This is a genomic window from Muricauda sp. SCSIO 65647 (assembly GCF_021534965.1).
Classification (GTDB): Bacteria; Bacteroidota; Bacteroidia; order Flavobacteriales; family Flavobacteriaceae; genus Flagellimonas_A.
This window is the reverse complement of sequence record NZ_CP091037.1, coordinates 2,882,538-2,896,484: the sequence shown is the minus strand read 5'-3', so window position 1 is coordinate 2,896,484 and position 13,947 is coordinate 2,882,538. Positions and strand designations below refer to the sequence as shown.

Sequence of the window (13,947 nt, the reverse complement as noted above, 5' to 3'; positions counted from 1 at the left end):
TTCTGGCAGTCATATATTTCGCGATTTTTGTCATGAATAAAAGGGGAAGAAAACGTAGAAGATCCCGAAGGTTTATGGAAGGAAAGCGAAGACACAACAAAAAAGACTGAGTTTTGAAATGGGGTCGCCCATAAAACATTGGACACAATGAAAATCTATACCAAAACAGGAGATAAGGCCACTACCAGTCTGTTTGGGGGCACAAGGGTCTCAAAGCACCATATCAGAATCGAAAGCTACGGCAATATCGATGAGTTGAATTCATGGTTGGGGCTTGTTCGTGACCAAGAGATCGATGAACGCTCAAAAGAGGTGTTGGTGACCATACAGGACAAACTTTTCACGATTGGGGCCATTTTGGCCACCGAGCCCAAAAAAAACAAACGATTAAAAATACCGCGCATCGATAGTACTGATATCGAGTACTTAGAGCAAGAAATCGATATGATGAACGAGTCGCTTCCTGAAATGACGCACTTTATCTTGCCTGGGGGGCATGCTACCGTGTCATACTGTCATATTGCAAGAACGGTTTGTCGTAGGGCCGAACGGGTCATTTCCCTGCTTCATGAAAATGAACCGGTTTCTGATAAATTGCTCATGTACATCAACCGCTTATCTGACTTTCTTTTTGTGTTGGCACGAAAGTTGTCGGCACAGTTGCAAGCAGATGAAGTCAAATGGATTCCTGAGAAATTGGACTAATAAATCCATTTTTTCTGCGTTATCAATTTGATAATTTGAAAAAAACGTCAAATAAAGCAGAAATAACTTGGCCGTTTGCCTTTAAAAATTATTTTTGCAAAAATTTTAAAACCAAACCGTTACTATGTATTGGACGTTAGAATTGGCATCATATTTAAGCGATGCACCTTGGCCAGCGACCAAAGACGAGCTCATAGATTATGCAATACGAACCGGTGCCCCACTTGAAGTCGTAGAGAATCTTCAATCGATGGAAGAGGAAGGTGGTGAAATCTACGAGTCGATTGAAGAGATTTGGCCTGATTATCCTACCGAAGAAGACTACCTCTGGAATGAGGATGAGTACTAAAACATAATACTTTTACAACGATCAAAAAGTCTCTTATGAGGCTTTTTTTTATGTAATTTTGACAGTTTTATGGGCCATTCTCAACAATTATTCACTATGGAATGGCTTTTGCGCACCATATGAAAATCTAATCCATGAGTTTACTGAATTCCGTACTTAAGGCTTTTGTTGGCGATAAATCGAAGAAAGATGTAAAGGCCCTGCAACCTTTGGTCGAAGAAATAAAGTCTTTTGAGAAACAGCTTGAGGCACTCACGCATGATGAATTAAGGCAAAAGACAATGACCTTTAAAGCCTTGATCCAAGAAAAATGTAAAAGTATCGATGAGCAGATCGCAAAGCTCAAAGCAGAAGTCGAGGCCTCAACCGATATTGACCGCAACGAGGAAATCTACGCTGAAATAGACGCCCTGGATGAAGAGGCCTACAAAATTTCAGAAAAGACACTCAATGAAATCTTGCCTGAGGCCTTTGCCGTAATAAAGGAAACTACAAAACGTTTTGCCAATAATGAGACAATAACGGTAAAAGCCAGCGAATTCGACCGTATGCTCTCGGGCACCAAAGACTATGTAACGCTTGATGGTGACAAGGCCGTTTGGTCAAACTCTTGGGATGCTGCCGGTAAAGAAGTTACCTGGGACATGGTTCATTACGATGTACAGCTCATCGGCGGTATTGCCCTTCATCAAGGCAAAATTGCTGAAATGCAAACCGGTGAAGGTAAGACCTTGGTCGCTACACTGCCCCTATACTTGAATGCCCTACCGGGCAAGGGTGCCCATTTGGTGACGGTAAACGATTACCTCGCCAAACGTGACAGCACATGGATGGCTCCTATTTTTGAGTTTCACGGGCTTTCGGTCGATTGCATCGACAAACACCAGCCCAATTCACAAGGGCGAAGGGCCGCCTACAATGCCGACATTACGTATGGTACCAATAATGAATTTGGTTTTGACTATTTGCGTGACAACATGGCCCATACCCCCAACGATCTGGTGCAACGGCCCCATCACTATGCCATTGTCGATGAGGTCGACTCGGTATTGATCGATGATGCGCGAACACCATTGATCATTTCAGGCCCTGTGCCAGAAGGTGACCGTCACGAGTTCAACGAACTAAAGCCAAAAGTGGCCGACATTGTGCAAAAACAGCGGCAGTATTTGACCGGGGTGCTCGCCGAGGCCAAAAAGAAAATCACAGAAGGCGATGGTAAAGAAGGGGGCTTTCTGTTGTTGAGGGTGCACCGTGGACTTCCAAAGAACAAAGCACTCATTAAGTTTTTGAGCGAAGAAGGCGTCAAACAACTCTTGCAGAAGACCGAAAACTTCTATATGCAAGACAACAACCGCGAAATGCCCAAAGTCGATGAAGAGCTGCTCTTTGTCATCGATGAAAAGAACAACCAAATCGAGCTGACCGATAAAGGGGTAGAATATATCTCTGGGGAACAAGACAAGGATTTCTTTGTCATGCCTGATATCGGAAGTGAAATCGCCAAAATTGAGAACCAAGACCTTGATATTGAAAAAGAAGCAGAACTCAAAGAAGACCTGTTCAAAGATTTTGCCATAAAAAGTGAGCGCATCCACACAATGACGCAGCTATTGAAGGCCTACACACTGTTCGAAAAAGATGTGGAATATGTGGTGATGGAAAATAAAGTATTGATCGTTGACGAGCAGACGGGCCGTATCATGGATGGTCGTCGCTATTCTGATGGGCTGCACCAAGCGATTGAGGCAAAAGAAAATGTGAAGATCGAAGCCATGACCCAAACCTTCGCCACCATCACATTACAGAACTATTTTAGAATGTACAAAAAGCTGGCGGGTATGACAGGTACTGCGGTCACTGAAGCCGGTGAGTTCTGGGAAATATACGAGTTGGATGTCGTTGAGATACCTACCAACCGCCCTATTGCCCGAGATGATCGAAACGATTTGATCTACAAAACAAAGCGCGAGAAGTACAACGCCATTATCGAAGAGGTCGAACAACTTTCAAAAGCGGGAAGACCTATTTTGATCGGAACCACTTCGGTCGAAATCTCTGAATTATTGTCAAAATTGTTGAGCGTGCGCAAAATTCCACACAACGTTTTGAACGCCAAGCTGCATAAAAAAGAGGCCGATATTGTGGCCGAAGCAGGTAACGCCGGGGTGGTGACCATTGCCACCAACATGGCAGGCCGGGGTACGGATATCAAATTGACCGATGAGGTCAAAAAAGCTGGCGGACTGGCGATCGTTGGTACCGAGCGACACGATTCACGAAGGGTAGATCGTCAGTTGAGAGGACGTTCGGGCCGTCAAGGCGACCCCGGTAGTTCGCAATTCTATGTTTCTTTGGAAGATAACCTGATGCGTCTTTTCGGTTCTGACAGGGTGGCCAAATTAATGGACCGTATGGGCTTGGAAGATGGAGAGGTCATTCAGCACTCGATGATGACAAAATCTATAGAAAGGGCCCAGAAAAAAGTAGAGGAAAATAATTTCGGTATTCGAAAGCGACTGTTGGAATATGACGATGTCATGAATGCCCAACGTGAGGTGGTGTACAAGAGAAGACGACATGCCCTACAGGGAGAACGTCTAAAAGTTGATATCGCCAATATGGTCTATGACACCTGTGAAGTCATCTCAGAGACGAACAAATTGGCCGATGATTACAAGAATTTTGAGTTCGAGCTCATCAAATACTTCTCCATTACCTCTCCTGTCTCAGAAGAAGAGTTCAAAAAGCTCAGCTTTCAAGAAATCGCCAATGCCATTTATAAAAATGCCTATGACTACTATCGAGACAAGATGCAGCGAAGTGCCGAAGTGGCCTTTCAAGTCATCAAAAGGGTATATGAAGACCAATCGAACAAATTTGAGCGTATTGTAGTACCCTTCACAGATGGCATCAAAACACTCAATGTGGTCACCAATCTCGAAGAAGCCTATACCAGTGACGGTAAACAACTGATCAACGATTTTGAAAAGAACATCTCCTTGGCCATCATCGATGATTCATGGAAAACGCATCTCCGTAAGATGGATGAGTTGAAACAGTCTGTACAATTGGCCGTTCATGAGCAAAAAGACCCACTTTTAATATATAAGTTCGAGGCCTTTGAACTTTTCAAGGCCATGATCGACAAAGTGAACAAAGAAGTCATTTCGTTCTTGTTCAAGGGAGAGTTGCCCACAGGCGACCCCAACCAAATTCAAGAGGCACGATCGGTCAGAAGACCCAAAGAAAAACTGAAGACCACCAAGGAAGAAATTCCGAATAGTGATGAACTGGCTGCACAGAACAGGGCTGCTGGGCAAACCCAACGCAGCCGTCCGCAGGTTACGGAGACCATTGTAAGGGAAAAACCAAAAATCGGTAGAAATGAGCGGGTTACCATCAAGAACGTCATGTCGGGCGAAAGCAAGACATTGAAGTTCAAACAAGCTGAGCATCTGATAGATAAAGGCGAATGGGTACTGGTCGATGAATGAAGCAAAAGTGGTTTCAATACAGCGACGGTGGTCATTTTGGCCACCGTTTTTTGATTTTGTAGCAAAACATATTTAGATTTACATCGAATTCCCCCCCACCAAACTGGCGGAAAATCGCCCACGGATAAAACCGTGTCAAAAGCTGCCATGAAATGACCAAAAATACATGAAGATTCCGACCAAAGACAAATACCGATTAGAAGATAAGACCCAATTGGTATTGAAGGTCAACTATTTCGCCTCTTTGTTTGCGTTGCTTTTTGGCCTTATCTGTTCATTTCTTTTGAACATTCAAGGGGTCTTACCTTACACCTTTTTGTGTTTTGCCGTTTTGAACCTACTCAACACGTTGTTTTTGAAAAGCCATGGCAATTTGACCATAACCTACAACGTGACCTCTATTTTGGCAATGGTATCGGCCATATTGATCACCCTTTTCAGCGGCGGCATACAGAGTCCGTTTATCTATGTATTGGGAATTGTGGTTTTTGCAGGGTATGTCACCACTCGCGTTTACGGAAAAATCTACCTTGCCATCAACCTCATCATGGTCGGCCTTATATTTCTTCACGATCTGAGCGATTTCAACATAGCTGTTGATACGGTTCCGTTAGAATCAAAAGATTGGTTTGCCTTTTTGAGCATTATTCTCGCCGTTTACCTCTTAGGGGGTGTATTCGGCAAAAACCTACTTCGGGCCCATCATAAACTCTATAGGTCAAAACAGGAAATTGAAGAGCGCATCCAAGAAAAGGAAACCTTGCTCAAAGAAGTCCACCATAGGGTAAAAAATAACCTTCAGACCGTTTCTAGTTTGCTCAGCTTGCAGTCAAGAGCTGTTGAAGACAAAAAAATAAGCAGTATTATCAAGAACAGTCAAAACCGTGTCGTTTCGATGGCGATGGTGCATGAGATGCTATATAAAAGAGACGATTACCTTTCCAAAATAGAGCTTCGTCCCTATGTACAAGAACTTTGCGAATATTTAATTAGGTCGATCAAGGGCAATACGAACAACATCACACTCAACGTTGACATTCCTGACTACAAATTGAGCATCGATACGGTCATTCCCTTGGGTCTTGTCATTAACGAAACCGTTACCAACGCCTTGAAATATGGCATAGTCGGAGACAACCCTGGAGAACTGACTATTTTGCTCAAAGCACTTGATGGGGGCCGTTACGAAATGTTCTTGGGTGACAATGGCAAAGGATTTCCCAAAAATGTGGGACCAAAAACCACACCATCACTGGGCCTCAAGCTTATACACAACCTGGCTCGTCAATTAAGAGGCTCGGTAACCCGCGAAACAGAAAAAAAGGGAACCTATTACCGCCTAATTTTTGAAGAAATTGTTGAAGACTTCAATTCACTTGAGTAATTTGTTTTTTATCTTTAGAAGGTTATGACAAACCTTCCGAAGAAATGATTAAAAAATTCCTTTTAGCGGTGATGTTCATCACTGCCCAACTACCTGCACAAGATTATTATTTCAAAAAATACCAACCTTTCAATCCCAACGTTCCATCGCCAGAAGATTTCTTGGGCTATGAAATTGGTGAACACCACACACGGCACGACCTGATAGTCGCCTATCTGACAAAATTGGCAGAAGTCTCAGATCGTGCCAATATTGTGCACTATGGTAAAACACATGAGGGGCGAAAATTGGTCATATTGAACGTCAGCGACCCTGACAATCTGACAAATCTTGCTTCCATCAAGCAGAAACACCTTGCTTTTACCGATCCGGGCCAAAATGTCTCCAATTATGGCGAAGTGCCGATTTTCATCAATTTGGGCTACAATGTGCATGGCAATGAGCCATCAAGTTCAGAGGCGGCCATGCTCATGGCCTATACCTTAATAGCTTCGAACCACCCCGAGGTGCTGAACTATTTGCGGGATGCGGTCGTTTTTATCGACCCGACCATTAACCCTGATGGTCGTGACCGCCATACCCAGTGGGCCAATATGTACCAAGGCAATCCTTTGGTGGCCGATTCACAGGATGCCGAGCATAATGAATACTGGCCTCGTGGACGTACCAATCACTACTGGTTTGACCTTAATCGCGATTGGCTTTTGGGCATCCATCCTGAAAGTCGTGGTAAACTGACCTGGTATCATGAATGGTATCCGAATGTGGTGACCGATTTTCATGAAATGGGCACCCAAAGCAGCTATTTCTTCGAACCGATGAAAGATAACGCCTCGTTGAACCCAATCATGCCCAGAGAGAATTACATTGACTTGAACAATCTTTTTGGAGATTATTTCGCAAAAGCATTGGATAGTATCGGTTCTTTTTACTTCAGCAAAGAGGTTTTTGACGGCACCTATCCTGGTTATGGATCTTCTTATCCAGATTTACAGGGTGCACTCGCTCTGCTCTTCGAGCAGGCCAGCTCACGTGGCCACAAGCAAAAAACTGCTTTTGGCGAAATCACCTTTCCCTTTACCATCAGAAACCAATATGTCACCAGTATGGCCACGGTCAAAGCAGCGGTCGAAAACAAGGAAACAATGCGGAAATACCAACAAGACTTTTTTAAAAGTGCCCTGGGCAATGCTGCCAAAAGCAGAATTAAAGGTTATGCCTTTAAGGATACATACGACCAAAACCGGGTAAAGGCGTTCATTGACAAGTTGTTGTTGCACAAAGTAGATGTATATCATTCGGGCGAAGACTATGTAGTGCCCACCAACCAACCCCAGTACCGCATGGTGCAGACCTTTTTTGAAACGTATGACAAATACCGTGACAGTGTGTACTACGATGCTTCCGCTTGGTCCGTAGCGAACTTCTACAATATGAAATATCGGCCAGTGACCAATCTAAACCTAGGTGATAAAATCACAGACCTCAAAAGTTTGATAGACATCACACCGGCCAAAAAGAGTGATTATGCCTATGTAATTGATTATGATGACTATAGCGCAGTAGCCACCTTGCAGCATTTGCAATCGAAAGGCTTAGTGGTTTCTTCTTCGTTCAAGCCTTTCACGGCAAAGACTTCAGAAGGAAATAAAAAATTCAATTACGGGGCCCTAGTAATTCCGGTAAGTCTTCAGAAAAAGACAGAAGATGAGGTTTTTTCAGTGGTCAAAGAGGCCCAAAAGAAGTTTAAAGTACCTATTTATACCGTTGACACAGGTTATAATGCAAAAGGGATCGATCTGGGCAGCCGTTACGTTAGGCCCATAACCAAACCAAAAGCCGCCATGCTCATCGGTGACGGGGTAAGCTCATATGAGGCGGGCGAAGTCTGGCATTTGCTCGATACCCGGGTACATATGCCCATCACCAAAATACCGATGCGCTACTTCAATCGTGTCGATCTAAAAAAATATAACACTTTGGTCATGGTATCGGGCCGGTATTCTTTTAACGAAGACCAACTGAAAAAAATCAAGGACTGGGTCAGCAAGGGCAATACCCTGATCACCATCGGCAGGGCCTCGAAATGGATCGTTGAGAAAAAGCTGGTCAAAGAGAAATTGATTGAAGAGGAAAAAGACTCTACCAAGGCCGTAGAACGAAAACCTTATGTAGATGCCCCTGAAAACCTTGGTAAAGAGGAAGTTGGAGGTGTCATCCTGAAAGTAGATCTAGACATGACCCATCCCTTGGCCTTTGGCTATCGCGATAAATCCATACCGGTGTACAAAAACAATTCAGTGTGGCTGGCTCCCAGCAGAAATGAATATGCAACGGTAGCCAAATATGCAAGTGACCCCCATATCGATGGTTTTGTCACCAAAAAAAACATGGAAACTTTTCTAAAACCAGCAGCATCATTGCTTGTGAGCAAGGTGGGACAAGGCAGGGTCGTACTATTTGCCGACAACCCCAATTTTAGGGGTTCATGGTACGGTACCAATCGGTTATTCTTGAATGCACTCTTTTTAGGTGACAAAATCAGGGTTCCAGAATAAATACAAAATGTAAAAATGCCTTTTCTTGTCTTGGAACAGGTATATGACCAAACATGAAAACCATGCGATTAAAGAACTTTCTTCTTTTCATTTCAGTGGTATCATTAGCTTCTGTCGGGCTCGCGCAAGAACAGCTAAGCGAAGGGCCATTTGATCAATTGATCATTCGTGGTGTAACACTCATCAACGGTAACGGGGCGCCACCTCGGGGTCCGGTCGATGTGGTGGTCGAGAACAACAAAATTGTAAAAGTGCAGGTAGTTGGCTATCCAGGGGTGGCAATTGACCCATCTAAAAGGCCGCGATTAAAAGAAGGCGGCAAAGAATTGGATTGTTCTGGTATGTATCTACTACCGGGCTTTGTCGATATGCATGGCCATATCGGGGGTGTGGCCCAGGGTGCGGACTACGATTATGTCTTTAAACTCTGGATGGGCCATGGTATCACCACTGTTCGAGAACCTAGTGGTAGAGGTATCGATTGGACATTAGATCTTAAACGAAAAAGCAAAAAGAATGAGATAATCGCCCCACGAATCTTTGCTTACACAGGTTTCGGCCAAAATACAAAAGATTTTAATCCGCTGAACGATATCCCTATCAGTACACCAGAGCAGGCTAGAAAATGGGTGCGTGCCAATGCAGAGAGGGGTGCTGATGGAATCAAGTTCTTCGGAGCACCGCCAGAGATTATGGCCGCTGCACTTGATGAGAACAAAAAACTGGGGCTCCGTTCTGCCTGCCACCATGCCCAGTTAGATGTTGCACGGTGGAACGTGCTGCACTCTGCACGGGCCGGACTCACCTCAATGGAACACTGGTATGGCCTACCGGAAGCACTTTTCGAGGATAGGACCGTTCAGGATTATCCATTGGATTACAATTACCAAAACGAACAGCATCGCTTTGAGGAAGCGGGAAAACTGTGGAAACAGGCTGCAAAACCCTATTCAGAACATTGGAACAAGGTCATGAATGAACTCATTGCCCTCGATTTTACGCTAGACCCGACCCTCAACATCTACGAAGCCAGTCGTGACCTGCATAGGGCCCGTAGGGCAGAATGGCACGAAGAATATACCTTGCCGTCATTATGGGAGTTCTATCAACCCAGTAAAATAAGCCATGGTTCGTACTGGCACGATTGGGGAACCGAACAAGAAGTTGCTTGGCGAGAAAACTATAAACTGTGGATGACCTTTGTGAACGAATACAAAAACCGTGGTGGCCGTGTGACCACGGGATCAGATTCTGGATTCATCTTTCAACTTTACGGTTTTGCGTACATCAGGGAAATGGAATTGTTGCGAGAAGCGGGCTTTCATCCCTTAGAGGTCATAAGGTCCGCTACCCTAAATGGGGCCGAAGCCTTGGGCGTCGCCAATAAAATAGGTACAATAGCCGTGGGTAAATTGGCCGATTTCGTAGTTGTGGAAGAAAATCCGTTGAAAAATCTAAAGGTTTTGTACGGTACCGGTGCCATCAAGTTGACCGACAACAATGAAGTGGTGCGCGTTGGCGGAGTGAAATACACCATCAAAGACGGTATCGTTTACGACGCAAAGGGGCTTCTGCAAGACGTAAAGAAACAGGTAACACGGCAAAAACAAAAAACGGGCTACCAAATAAAACAACCAGGCAAAAAAGAGTGAGCAACATATCGAAAAAGAATTAAGCCAATTTGGAACGGTTTCTTTTAGTGGCAAAAACCAAAGCTTTCTTTACTCGAGAGTTCTTAAACTTGTAAAGACGAGCAGTTTCTTTACCGTTGTTGATTTCAACTTTAAAAGTGTTCTCTGAAACATCATCAGTAAGCACAACACCCATTTCAATAGCATCAACCTTGATCTCGGTCTTGGCATCTTGGGCAAAGGCGAAAGTTCCGAAGAAAACTACTGCGATGATGGTGATAATTGCTTTCATGACGTTTTGTTTTGTCTTTATTATAAAAACGCGAGGGCGCATTATCACTACGGAATGAATCGCTGAAAAACCCTTATTTTTCGATATCTGTCGCAATTATGGATGAAGTGAAAAAAATGCTCGATAAACGGCACAAGGCCTTTTTTCGCTTCATCGGCCAAAAGTGCATTTAAACGAAACCTGTAAGGGCAATATCGCTTTGAAAAGCGATGATCACAATAAGAAATGACCAGATTATTGGTCTATGGTTTTCTGGGCTAGGCGATATCCGACAAAAACAAATGTTGTCACAAAGAGAGTACTCATCAAAAAGATCGAAAGCATCAAAATTACCATAGTGTAAGATTTAAGCCAATTTGGCACGGTTTCTTTTGGTTCTGAAAGAAAGCTCTTTTTTAACCCTAGAGTTTTTGAACATGTACAGTCGAGCGGTTTCGTGACGTTTTTTGAAAGTCTTCTTGGTCTCGACTTTCTCGATAGCCACAGTTGAGGCCACACTATCAACCTTAACTTCTTTGGCTTCTTGTGCATACGTAAAAACTCCGAAGAAAAGTACTGCGATGATGGTCAAGACTGTTTTCATGATTCTGGGTTCTTTTTACATTGTAAATGTACTCTCAGCCCCAGCCTGACGCGGATTTAACTCGCCTGAGTGCGAAATTTATCGATTAAAAACCCAGAAAGCGATGAAGTGTAAAAAACTATCGATGAGTGTTTTATGGCCTATTTACAGGATATCGGAATAGCGCGCTGTTTATCGATGTATTATTCAGGAAACCCCAACAACAAATTGGGATCCGGACAGTTATTCCGATAAAATTCCACGTGTTCTTGACTACAAACCCCGGGGTAATCCCCATTATATCCTTGTAAGTCTACAATCAGCTGAAAATGAAGGTGTGGGGCGTAATTGACATTGATATCGGGCGTGCCCAAACCGGCCAAGACATCACCTCTCTTTACGGGCTTGCCTCGATAAAGCCCATCAAGGGATTGCACTGAAAGATGTCCATAAAGGGTGTAAAACATCGCACCAACGGGCGATTTGTGCTCCAGTATTATCGTAGGGCCGTAGTTTCCCTTGTCTGAATTGTTTTTGAAACTATGAACGGTAGCATTCAACGGGGCAATGACATTGGTACCCGCTTTGCACCAAAAATCAACACCTAAATGGATATTTCGCGCGCCACCTTCCGAAAATCTATCTGAATCAGCATACAGAGCACGTTTTTCGAGATATCCGCCATACGCTACCTGTGCCCCATTCTTTTCTAAGACAGAATCGATATAGCGTTGACAAGCTAACGGGTCAGAAATAACAATACCGTTCAATTCCTTGTTTTCTATGGACAGGTCCAATGAACAATACGCTTTAAAGGGAATGGCCCAATCTAAAGGCAAAATAGGTGCTTCCGCGTGGGAAATATCATGAAAAAGTGAATCATTCGATGGCATCTGTTCTGCGTAAACAATGTTTTCTGAAAGATAGGATTGTTATGGTAAAAATATAGGCATATCTACGTTTTTTAAGGCCTGTTGAAATATTCATAGTGGGCAATTGTGCTACCAATTCAAATTATATCGTATCGGTGGGGCATTTTTTATAACTTGCCTTCGAGGTAGGTAAGGTCACCGAGATACTTTTGAGCGTCTTCGCGTTTTTATGGTTGAAAACAAAAAGAACAGAAATATTTCGCTATCATTTAAACTGCCTTACTCTTTTTTCAATTTAATTCTTAAAACACCCTCTAAATGAAGAAGGCAATCAAACCCATGGTCTTTGTAACCATAATGCTCATGTTTTTAGTGGCCTGCAAAAGTACAGAGAAATTGATAGGGCTTAAACCTGCTCCCCTGGCAGATACCAAGAACTGGAAATATGAACCAACGATAAGTGATGAGTTCAATGGTTCTCAATTTGATACCATCAAATGGTACGATACCAACCCCACTTGGATAGGCCGTGCACCCTCACTTTTTAGGCCATCAAATGTAGCCCTAAAAGACGGTTGGCTGGTATTGACAGGAAAACGGGAAAATGTGCCCAATGCCCCTGAAGGCTACCATACCTTCACTTCGGCCGCAGTGCAAAGCAAGCGTAAGGTACTTTATGGTTACTTTGAAATCAAATGTAAACCCATGAACTCTGCCCTCTCCAGTGCATTCTGGCTGTACACTCCAGATTCGGTCAAACAAGAAGAAATAGACATCTTTGAAATATGTGGTCGCAATGATACCGACAGCAGTTATGAACACACCTATTTTGCCACTACCCATTATATTGTTAAACCGGAAAAATTAAAAATCAGTGACCATGTAGCCCACAAAACAACATATAAACTGGCCGATACCACCATTGTAGCCGGATTAAAATGGACAAGGGAAGAAATTGTCTGGTACTTGAACGGCAAAGAAATAAGAAAACGCAAAAATGACTTCTGGCACAGCCCTGAAACCATCAATTTCGACAGTGAAGCCTTCCCCACATGGTGGGGGCTGCCCTCTGATGAAGACAACGGGGGCACATTTGAAATAGACTACTTCAGGTATTGGTCACAAATCAATGAAAGCGATAAAAGTTACATAAATTGAAAATGGTGTAGAACCTTCTTGGGCCTATGTAATTTAGACCAGAGATAAGGTTTTGTGCCCGTATAAAGACCCTCTGGGATTGTGCCTTTACCATAATATCGCCACAGTGGGCAGCTAGCTGGGCCGCCTACTTACCAGTAAATGGTTTTTGACAAATTTGAAAAAGTTCAAATCACTTCTTAATTTAAGGGCCAAGAATACGATTGTCGAATCCTCAAAATACAACACAATGAAAATCAAATATTTAGGACATGCGTCCTTTCATATTGAAATAGATGGCATACACTTGATCGTCGACCCCTTCATCAGTGCCAATGAACTGGCGAAAGATGTGAACATAGACTCATTGAAGGCTGATTATATTTTGATTACCCATGGGCACCAAGACCATGTACTTGACGTCGAAGCCATCGCAAAGAACAATCCCGATACCACTTTGGTCTCGAATTACGAAATCATTGAGTGGTTTGGTCAAAAGGGCCTGAGTGGTCATCCACTAAATCATGGGGGCAAGGTTTCTTTTGACTTTGGAACGGTCAAATATGTGAATGCCGTACATTCAAGTGTACTCCCCGATGGCGCGTATGGAGGCAATCCGGGTGGGTTTATTGTTACTGCCGGAAGCAAATGTATATACATCGCCGGTGATACCGCAGTGACCATGGACATGAAGCTGATTCCTGAGATGGGCCATCAGCTCGATCTGGCCATATTTCCTGTCGGTGACAATTTCACGATGGGCTACGAAGATGCGGCCCTAGCTTCTGATTTTGTGAAATGTGATAAGGTCATGGGCTGCCATTACGACACCTTCCCCCCTATCGAAATTGATAAAGTAAAGGCGAAAGCCTACTTTGCCTCAAAGGGCAAAGAACTACTATTGCTCGATATAGGAGATTCTATATTGATATAGGGATTAACAGTTTTTAACGAAACTGG

11 protein-coding genes are annotated in these 13,947 nt (G+C 43.6%); 8 read left to right on the top strand and 3 right to left on the bottom strand.

Features of this window, described 5'->3' with window-relative positions:
- The first annotated feature begins 147 nt into the window (after positions 1–147).
- From L0P89_RS12960 to L0P89_RS12935, 6 genes are all read left to right on the top strand, one after another.
- Positions 148–705, top strand: coding sequence for a cob(I)yrinic acid a,c-diamide adenosyltransferase (locus L0P89_RS12960; protein ID WP_235265543.1), 558 nt, complete (start codon positions 148–150; stop codon positions 703–705).
- Positions 706–829: 124 nt separating this feature from the next.
- On the top strand, positions 830–1,054 hold the full coding sequence (locus L0P89_RS12955) for a DUF2795 domain-containing protein (RefSeq protein WP_013551418.1): 225 nt from the start codon (positions 830–832) through the stop codon (positions 1,052–1,054).
- Between the two features lie 134 nt (positions 1,055–1,188).
- Entirely contained in the window at positions 1,189–4,551 is a 3,363-nt protein-coding gene (secA, locus tag L0P89_RS12950) for a preprotein translocase subunit SecA (RefSeq protein WP_235265542.1), read from the top strand.
- Between the two features lie 166 nt (positions 4,552–4,717).
- Positions 4,718–5,935 (top strand): sensor histidine kinase, encoded by a 1,218-nt coding sequence (locus tag L0P89_RS12945; protein WP_235265541.1) that lies wholly within the window; start codon positions 4,718–4,720, stop codon positions 5,933–5,935.
- Between the two features lie 44 nt (positions 5,936–5,979).
- Positions 5,980–8,493: a M14 family zinc carboxypeptidase gene (locus tag L0P89_RS12940; RefSeq protein ID WP_235265540.1), complete on the top strand. Its 2,514-nt coding sequence runs from the start codon at positions 5,980–5,982 to the stop codon at positions 8,491–8,493.
- Positions 8,494–8,546: 53 nt separating this feature from the next.
- On the top strand, positions 8,547–10,145 hold the full coding sequence (locus tag L0P89_RS12935) for an amidohydrolase family protein (protein ID WP_235265539.1): 1,599 nt from the start codon (positions 8,547–8,549) through the stop codon (positions 10,143–10,145).
- 19 nt (positions 10,146–10,164) lie between these two features.
- Here L0P89_RS12935 and L0P89_RS12930 read toward each other — a convergent pair whose 3' ends face one another.
- From L0P89_RS12930 to L0P89_RS12920, 3 genes are all read right to left on the bottom strand, one after another.
- The gene (locus L0P89_RS12930; RefSeq protein ID WP_235265537.1) at positions 10,165–10,416 is read right to left on the bottom strand and encodes a hypothetical protein; all 252 of its coding nucleotides are present in this window, start codon (positions 10,414–10,416) and stop codon (positions 10,165–10,167) included.
- Between the two features lie 346 nt (positions 10,417–10,762).
- A complete protein-coding gene (locus L0P89_RS12925) occupies positions 10,763–10,999 on the bottom strand; it encodes a hypothetical protein (protein WP_235265535.1) in 237 nt (78 codons plus the stop codon).
- Between the two features lie 182 nt (positions 11,000–11,181).
- Complete coding sequence (locus tag L0P89_RS12920) at positions 11,182–11,871, bottom strand: peptidoglycan DD-metalloendopeptidase family protein (protein ID WP_235265533.1); 690 nt, start codon at positions 11,869–11,871, stop codon at positions 11,182–11,184.
- A gap of 297 nt (positions 11,872–12,168) precedes the next feature.
- Here L0P89_RS12920 and L0P89_RS12915 point away from each other — a divergent pair, with 297 nt between their 5' ends.
- Complete coding sequence (locus L0P89_RS12915; protein ID WP_235265531.1) at positions 12,169–13,008, top strand: family 16 glycosylhydrolase; 840 nt, start codon at positions 12,169–12,171, stop codon at positions 13,006–13,008.
- Positions 13,009–13,237: 229 nt separating this feature from the next.
- Positions 13,238–13,921 carry a metal-dependent hydrolase gene (locus L0P89_RS12910; RefSeq protein ID WP_235265530.1) on the top strand — a complete coding sequence of 228 codons (684 nt, stop codon included), beginning with the start codon at positions 13,238–13,240 and terminating at the stop codon, positions 13,919–13,921.
- Positions 13,922–13,947: the final 26 nt, after the last annotated feature.

Excerpts from the sequence above, each read along its gene's own strand:
- L0P89_RS12935 (WP_235265539.1), top strand. The coding sequence starts at position 8,547 with ATGAAAACCATGCGATTAAAGAACTTTCTTCTTTTCATTTCAGTGGTA.
- L0P89_RS12960 (WP_235265543.1), top strand. The coding sequence starts at position 148 with ATGAAAATCTATACCAAAACAGGAGATAAGGCCACTACCAGTCTGTTT.
- L0P89_RS12930 (WP_235265537.1), bottom strand. The coding sequence starts at position 10,416 with ATGAAAGCAATTATCACCATCATCGCAGTAGTTTTCTTCGGAACTTTC.
- L0P89_RS12940 (WP_235265540.1), top strand. The coding sequence starts at position 5,980 with ATGATTAAAAAATTCCTTTTAGCGGTGATGTTCATCACTGCCCAACTA.
- L0P89_RS12925 (WP_235265535.1), bottom strand. The coding sequence starts at position 10,999 with ATGAAAACAGTCTTGACCATCATCGCAGTACTTTTCTTCGGAGTTTTT.
- secA (WP_235265542.1), top strand. The coding sequence starts at position 1,189 with ATGAGTTTACTGAATTCCGTACTTAAGGCTTTTGTTGGCGATAAATCG.
- L0P89_RS12945 (WP_235265541.1), top strand. The coding sequence starts at position 4,718 with ATGAAGATTCCGACCAAAGACAAATACCGATTAGAAGATAAGACCCAA.
- L0P89_RS12920 (WP_235265533.1), bottom strand. The coding sequence starts at position 11,871 with ATGCCATCGAATGATTCACTTTTTCATGATATTTCCCACGCGGAAGCA.
- L0P89_RS12955 (WP_013551418.1), top strand. The coding sequence starts at position 830 with ATGTATTGGACGTTAGAATTGGCATCATATTTAAGCGATGCACCTTGG.
- L0P89_RS12910 (WP_235265530.1), top strand. The coding sequence starts at position 13,238 with ATGAAAATCAAATATTTAGGACATGCGTCCTTTCATATTGAAATAGAT.
- L0P89_RS12915 (WP_235265531.1), top strand. The coding sequence starts at position 12,169 with ATGAAGAAGGCAATCAAACCCATGGTCTTTGTAACCATAATGCTCATG.